Here is a 7,157-nt window from a genome sequence, read left to right as displayed (position 1 = left end):
AAACCAGAAGAGTCAGCACACTCGGTAAGCGCCCTGATCACCAAGGCGCAAGCCCAAACCAAATGGCAGCAACACCCAATCTTGCCAGTCCGGTATCAATCCTCGCTTCCCCAAGAAAGCGCGATGACCCCAAAAAAAAGCCCGGCACGGGGCCGGGCGAAAAATGGAAGGAGAATGGTCCGAGTGGCTACATGCCCAGCCAGTTCGGCAGTGCCAGGGAAATCGACGGCACGTAAGTGATGATCAGCAGGAAGCTCAGCAGCAGCGCCAGCCACGGCATCACCGCGCGAATCACCTGGGTGACCGGCATGCCGGTCACCGCCGAGGCGACGAACAGGTTCAGCCCCACCGGCGGCGTGATCAGGCCGATCTCCATGTTCACCACCATGATGATGCCCAGGTGGATCGGGTCGATGCCCAGCTGGATGGCGATCGGGAACAGGATCGGCGCCAGGATCAGGATGATCGCCGACGGCTCCATGAAGGCACCGGCCACCAGCAGGACGATGTTCACCACCAGCAGGAACATCCACGGCTGCAGGCCGGCCTCGATGACCCAGGCGGTGATCGCCTGCGGGATCTGCTCGGTGGTCAGCACGTGGGCGAAGAGCATGGCGTTGGCGATGATGAACATCAGCATGATCGACAGCTTGCCCGACTCCAGCAGCACCTTCGGGCACTCGCGCCAGGACAGGTCCTTGTAGACGAACAGCGCGACGAAGGCCGAATACACCGCCGCCACGGCCGCCGCCTCGGTGGGGGTGAACATGCCCGAGTAGATGCCGCCGAGGATGATCACCATCAGCAGCAGGCCCCAGACCGCCTTGCGCGCAGCGGACAGCCACTCGCGGAAGGAGGCGCGCGGCAGGGCCGGCAGGTTCTTCTTCACCGCGATGATGTAGATCGCCACCATCAGGCCGAGGCCGAGCAGGATGCCCGGCACCACGCCGGCCATGAACAGCTTGCCGACCGAGGTCTCGGTGGCGGCGGCATAGACCACCATCACCACCGACGGCGGGATCAGGATGCCCAGGGTACCGGCGTTGCAGACGATGCCGGCGCCGAAGGCCTGCGGGTAGCCGGAGCGCACCATGCCGGCGATGGCGATGGAGCCGACCGCGGCGACGGTGGCCGGCGACGAGCCGGACAACGCGGCGAACAGCATGCACGCCAGGACCGCACCGATCGCCAGGCCGCCACGGATGTGGCCGACGCAGGCGTTGGCGAAGTCGATCAGCCGGCGGGCCACGCCGCCGGTGGTCATGAAGGCGCCGGCGAGCAGGAAGAACGGAATCGCCAGCAGGGTGTAGTGCTCGGAGGTCTCGAACAGCTTGATCGCCAGCGAGCGCACCGAGTCCTGGCTGAAGATCATGATCGTCAGCGAACCGGCCAGGCCGAGGGACACGGCCACCGGCACGCCGATGAACATCAGGAAGAAGAGGGCGACGAACAGGAACAGGATGGTCATTTACTTGGGCTCCTCTTCGCCGAGCTTGGCCGCGTCGGCCGCTTCATCGGCCAGGCCGAGTCCAGTCTGTTCGTTGCGCAGGATGCGCACGAAGATTTCGGCGAAACGGATGAACACCATGGCGAAGCCGAACGGTACGACCATGCCGATATGCCACTGCTTGATGCCGATGTGGCCCAGGTCCTCGGCGCCGATGTTGGCGGTGAACAGGGTCTGGATCCATTCGAAGCTGGCCACGGTCAGCAGGCCGGCATAACCCAGGCAGAACAGGCAGGCGATGATGCCGATGACGCGTTGGATATGCCGCGGCGCGAGCTTGACCAGCGCATCGACGCCGATGTGGCCGGCGGTGCGCACGCCATAGGCGAGGCCGGAGAAGATCAGCCAGGCGAACAGCGCCTTGGTCAGCGCGGTACTCCAGGTCATCGACTGGGCCAGGCCGATGATGAAGTCACCGATGGCGAACCAGAAGTCGGCGGTTCCCTCGAACCGATCACCCAGGTCGTAGAAGAACGTGTAGAGATTGTTGAGGATCACGTAGACGAAGGTCACCAGTGTCATGGCGGCCAGCAGGAAGGCGATGAAACCCTCCTCGAAGTGGTCCCAGACGCGCCAGAGGGCGTTCATGGATGACATCTCCCGATGGACTGCTAGTTGTATCGACGGCGGCACGGACGGTGCGCCATGAACCAGCCGGGTGGCTGGGGGACAGAGCAATGAAAAACTCTTGTTGTCGCCATCGAAGCGGCGCGGCCCGGGATCGCCTTGGCCTTGCCTTCCTGCCCTGGTGCGGGCTTCGCCTTCGCTAGCTGCTGTGTTTTTTCACTGAGCTGTCGGGTGTCGCATGGATGGAACGCGGGGGCGGGCGGCGCCCACCCCCGGCAAGGCTTACTGAGCCTGGTTGGCCGCTTCGGCAGCCTGGATCAGGTCGGCGCCGATTTCGCCTTCGAACTTCTTCCAGACCGGCTTCATGCTTCGCGCCACATTTCACGCTGCTCCGGAGTCAGGTCGATGATCTCGGTGGTGCCGGCATCGAGGATGCGCTGCTTGTCGGCCTGGTTCAGCTCGCCAGCCTGCTTGTTCACCGCAACGGTCACTTCGTTCAGGATGCTTTCCAGCTCGCCGCGGATGTCAGCCGGCAGGCCGTTCCAGAACTTGGTGTTGGTGATCACCATGTAGTCCAGCAGACCGTGGTTGGACTCGGTGATGTACTTCTGCACTTCGTGCATCTTCTGCGAGTAGATGTTCGAGTAGGGGTTCTCGGCACCGTTGACCACGCCGGTCTGCAGGCCCTGGTAGACCTCGGCGAAGCTCATCTTGCGCGGGTTGGCGCGCACGGCCTTGAACTGCTCGTCGAGCACGGCGGAAGCCTGTACGCGGAACTTCAGGCCACGGGCATCCTTCGGCTCGCGCAGCGGCTTGTTGGCCGACAGCTGCTTCATGCCGTTGTGCCAGTAGCCCAGGCCGGTGATGTTCTTGTCTTCCATCGAGCGCAGCAGCTTCTGGCCGGCCTCGCCCTTCTGGAAGCGGTCGACCGCATCGATGTCATTGAACAGGAATGGCAGGTCGAAGACCTGGACGCCCTTGGAGTAGTGTTCGAACTTCGCCAGCGAGGGTGCGATCAACTGCACGTCGCCCAGCAACAGGGCTTCCATTTCCTTGCCATCACCGAACAGCGAGGAGTTCGGGTAAACCTGAACCTCGACCTTGCCGGCCAGACGCTCTTCCACCAGTTTCTTGAACATCAGGGCGCCCTGGCCTTTCGGCGTGTTTTCGGCAACCACGTGGGAGAACTTGATGGTGATCGGATCAGCCGCCTGGGCCAGACCAGCGATGCTCAGCGACAGGGCGCAAGCCAGCGCCTTGGCAGTCAGTTTGAACATTAGACGTTTCCTCTTGTTGTGAAGTGAGCTGCCGCATGGAAGCGGAAAGCTCGGCTGTAACCAGCAGGACAAGTCTAGGCGGCATTGGAAACATGCGCGCTGATCGGCTTGACTTACCGGTTCATCGTGTTAGCGAGGGCAAGTCTTGTGCCAAATGCACAAGGCGATCCGACGCGTAACGCCGGAGTGTACTCGCATGATGGCAAAATACTAACGAATGATTCTCAGCCGGCCCGTCTGGCTCGCAGGTTTGCAGTCTTTCGGCGGGGCACCGTCATGGGCAGCCCAATGGCGAATTGCCGAGGGCGCGATCGATTCCTTTCGTCGCCCCAGTGATCCACGCTGCGGCTGACTCTACCCGGCGCCCCTGGCCGCTGGAAATTCATAATTGAACAAGCCCGGCTTCGTCTTTGACGAATGCATGGGCCTGGGAATGCGGGTTGTCGGGGCGAAGGTTCGCGATTGGTGAGCGTTGGAGCCGTGTGGTTCTGCTGTCGGCGCGCCCGCTCGGCTTCGCGGGGCGTCCGGCCAGGGGGTGGCGGAAAACCGCCAGCTACTCGCCCTCATCTGGCGAGGTCCCGCCAGCATCGCTGAAGACCAGGCCATGTTTGCGCAACTTGTCGTGCAGCGTCTTGCGCGGCAGGCCGAGGGCCTCGGCGACACTGCGCAGCGAGCCATGCGGTCGCGCCAGTTCGGCGGCGATCAGGGCGCGCTCGAAGGCCTCGACTTGTTCGTTGAGGGCGCTGCCCGTCGCCGCCGCGCCTTCGGCAACCTGGGCCGGGTCCTCCAGGCCAAGTTCGAGGCCCAGGGCGAAGCGCTCCGCGGTGTTCTGCAACTCGCGCACGTTGCCCGGCCAGGCGTGCCTGAGCAGCTGCGCACGCTGCTCGGCACGCAATTCGCGGATCGGCAGGCCGTGGCGCTGGGCGGCGGCCTCGGCGAAATGCTGGAACAACAGGAAGATGTCCTCGTTGCGTTCGCGCAGTGGCGGGATGCGCAACGGCGCCACGTTCAGCCGGTAATACAGGTCGGCGCGGAAGCGGCCCTGGTCGGCGGCGACGCGCAGGTCTTCCTTGGTCGCGGCGATGACGCGGATGTCCAGCGGGATCGACTGGTTACCGCCGAGCCGCTCGACCACCCGCTCCTGCAGCAGGCGCAGCAGCTTGACCTGCACGTCCAGGCTCATGCTCTCGATCTCGTCGAGAAACAGCGTGCCGCCATTGGCGAACTCGAACTTGCCGATCCGGCGTTTCTGCGCGCCGGTGAAGGCGCCCGGTTCATGGCCGAACAGCTCGCTCTCGACCACCGATTCGGCCAGCGCGCCGGCATTGATCGCCACGAACGGGCCGCTGCGCCGGCTCGACAGGTCGTGCAGCGCGCGTGCCACCACCTCCTTGCCGGCACCGGTCTCGCCGAGGATCAGCACGTCAGCCTGGGTCCCGGCCAGCGCACCGATCTGCTCGCGCAGGCGCTGCATCGCCTGGGACTGGCCGAGCAGGCGCGACGACAGTTGCTGGCGGTCGGCCAGGGCCAGGCGCAGGCTGCGGTTGTCCAGCACCAGCTGGCGCAGCGCCAGGGCCCGCCGCACGCTGTCCAGCAGCGCCTCGCTGGGGAAGGGCTTTTCCAGGAAGTCGTAGGCGCCGGCGCGCATCGCCTGCACCGCCAGCTGGATATCGCCGTGGCCGGTGATGAGGATCACCGGCAGCTCGCCGTCGCGCGCGCGCAACTGCTGCAGCAGTTCGAGGCCGTCGATGCCGGACATGCGGATGTCACTGACCACCACACCCTGCCAGTCCGCCGGCAGGCGGGCGGCCAGGTCGCGCGCATCGCCCAGGCTGATCACCTCGAGGCCGGCCAGGTCGAGGGTCTGGCTCAGTGCCTGGCGCAGGTGCGGATCGTCGTCGATCAGTACCACCTGGGCCTGGGCGCTGATCGGGTTGTCGCTGCTCATTGGAAATGGTCCTCGGTGGGAAAGGCGACCCCGGGCTCGGCGCTGCGCAGGAACAGGCTGAGCTGGGCGCCGCCGTCGGGATGGTTGCTCATGTGCAGCTCGCCGCCCAGGGCACGGCTGAGGGTATCGCAGATCGCCAGGCCGAGGCCGAGGCCCTGGGTGCTGGTCTTGGTGGTGAAGAACGGCTCGCGGGCGCGTTGCAGCGCTTCTGCGCTGAAACCCGGGCCATTGTCGCGCAGGCTCAGCAATACACCGTCGCCCTGCTGCTCGGCACGCAGCCAGATGCGCCGCGGCGGCGGTCGCTCGGCCAGCGCGTCGAGAGCGTTGGCCAGCAGGTTGGCGAGGATCTGCCGCAGCCGCGTTTCGCCCGCCTGCACCCACAGGGTCGCCTCCGGCAGGTCGCGGATCAGCTCGACGGCCATGGCCTGGCGGCGCTTGGCCAGCAGCGCCAGGGCATCGTCCAGCGCCGGCTGCAGCGCCACCCGCTCCGGGGCGTGCTGGTCGCGGCGGGCGAAGGCGCGCAGGTGGGCGATGATCGAGGCCATGCGTGCGGTCAGTTCGCTGATCAGCCGCAAGTTGTCGCGCGCCTCATCGACGCGTTCATGGTCGAGCAGCACGCGGGCGTTGTCGGCATAGCTGCGAATCGCCGCCAGCGGCTGGTTGAGTTCGTGGCTGATGCTCGCCGACATGGTGCCCAGTGCCGACAGCTTGCCGGCCTGCAGCAGCTCGTCCTGGGCGCGCACCAGTTCCTGCTGGGCCTGTTCGCGCTCGAGCACCTCGACCTTGAGCCGGCTGTTCAGTGCCTCCAGGTCGCGGGTGCGCTCGAGCACGCGTTGCTCCAGCTGCTGGCGTGCCTGGCTGTCCAGCGCCAGCCGTTCGAGGAAGTGCCGGCGGCGCTGCATCAGCAGGCCGAGCCAGAGCAGCAAGGCCAGCAGCGTGGCGGCGCCGATGGCGACCACGGTGCGCACCGGGCGTTCGACCAGGCTGATCGGCGCGAGGATGCGCACCGTCCAGCCGGTCTCCTTCAGCTCGCGGCTCTGGATCAGCCAGGCGTCGATGTTCAGCGTCAGGTCCTGCGGATAGAGCGTCGGGTAGGGCTGATCGAAGGCGATCTGCTCGCGCTCGTCCACGCCAAGTCCTCGGGTGGCGCGGAACCGCCAGTCCGGCCGCGAGGTGAGGATCACCACGCCGAAGTTGTCGGTCACCAGCAACTGCTCCGGGGTGCTGCCCCACAGCGTCTCGGTGTGATCGAGGTCGACCTTGACCACCAGCACGCCGAGCACCTGGTCGCCGTCGCGCACCGCCGCGCCGAAGTAGTAGCCGCGCTTGCCGGAGGTGGTGCCGAGGCCGAAGAAACGCCCGAGGCGCCCCTCCATGGCCTGGCGGAAGTAGGGGCGGAAGGCGAAGTTGCGATCGACGAAGCTGTCTTCCTCGTCCCAGTTGGAGGCCGCCAGGGTGTTGCCGTCGGTCGCCATCAGGTAGATCACGTCGGCGCCGGTCTGCTTGCGCAGCTTCTTCAGCAGCCGGTTGGCGCTGTCGCGCACGTATGGTTCCTCGGCGTGCTGCAGGGCGGCGCGTAGCGCCGGCAGGTCGCCGAGGATGCGCGGCAGCACTTCATAGCGGCTCAGCGTGCCGAGCAGGTTGGCGACGTAGAGATCCAGCGTCTGCCGGTTCTGTTCGGTCAGCTCGTTGCGGTAGTAACGCTCGGCGAGTTGCTGCAACGGCCAGAGCAAGGGCGCCAGCAGCAGCGCCAGCAGGGCGAGGTTGCGCCAGCGAGGGCGACGGGGAGTAAGCGGTGCGGTCATGCGTGGGCGCCTGTGGGTCGGGCGCATTATGCACGCGGATCGTGCTACGGTTC

At 65.9% G+C, this 7,157-nt stretch carries 4 protein-coding genes and 1 pseudogene; all 5 read right to left on the bottom strand.

All coding sequences use genetic code 11. The annotated features are described in order from the left end of the window. Window positions 1–187: 187 nt before the first annotated feature. Window positions 188–1,468 carry a C4-dicarboxylate TRAP transporter large permease protein DctM gene (gene dctM / locus BAY1663_RS15595; RefSeq protein WP_037042468.1) on the bottom strand — a complete coding sequence of 427 codons (1,281 nt, stop codon included), beginning with the start codon at window positions 1,466–1,468 and terminating at the stop codon, window positions 188–190. Then, entirely contained in the window at window positions 1,469–2,095 is a 627-nt protein-coding gene (locus BAY1663_RS15590; protein ID WP_037042465.1) for a TRAP transporter small permease, read from the bottom strand. 261 nt (window positions 2,096–2,356) lie between these two features. Beyond that, window positions 2,357–3,351, bottom strand: a pseudogene (gene dctP, locus BAY1663_RS15585) (C4-dicarboxylate TRAP substrate-binding protein DctP). Between the two features lie 553 nt (window positions 3,352–3,904). Then, window positions 3,905–5,299: a sigma-54 dependent transcriptional regulator gene (locus BAY1663_RS15580; RefSeq protein WP_037042463.1), complete on the bottom strand. Its 1,395-nt coding sequence runs from the start codon at window positions 5,297–5,299 to the stop codon at window positions 3,905–3,907. Beyond that, window positions 5,296–7,104, bottom strand: coding sequence for an ATP-binding protein (locus BAY1663_RS15575; protein WP_037042461.1), 1,809 nt, complete (start codon window positions 7,102–7,104; stop codon window positions 5,296–5,298). Before BAY1663_RS15575 ends, BAY1663_RS15580 begins: the two co-directional genes overlap by 4 nt. Between the last annotated feature and the right edge of the window lie 53 nt (window positions 7,105–7,157).

The sequence above is a fragment of the Pseudomonas sp. BAY1663 genome, assembly GCF_000582595.1.
In the GTDB taxonomy this organism is placed as follows: domain Bacteria; phylum Pseudomonadota; class Gammaproteobacteria; order Pseudomonadales; family Pseudomonadaceae; genus Stutzerimonas; species Stutzerimonas stutzeri_AF.
Note: the sequence above shows the minus strand (reverse complement) of the source record. Positions and strands in the feature narration are given on the sequence as shown.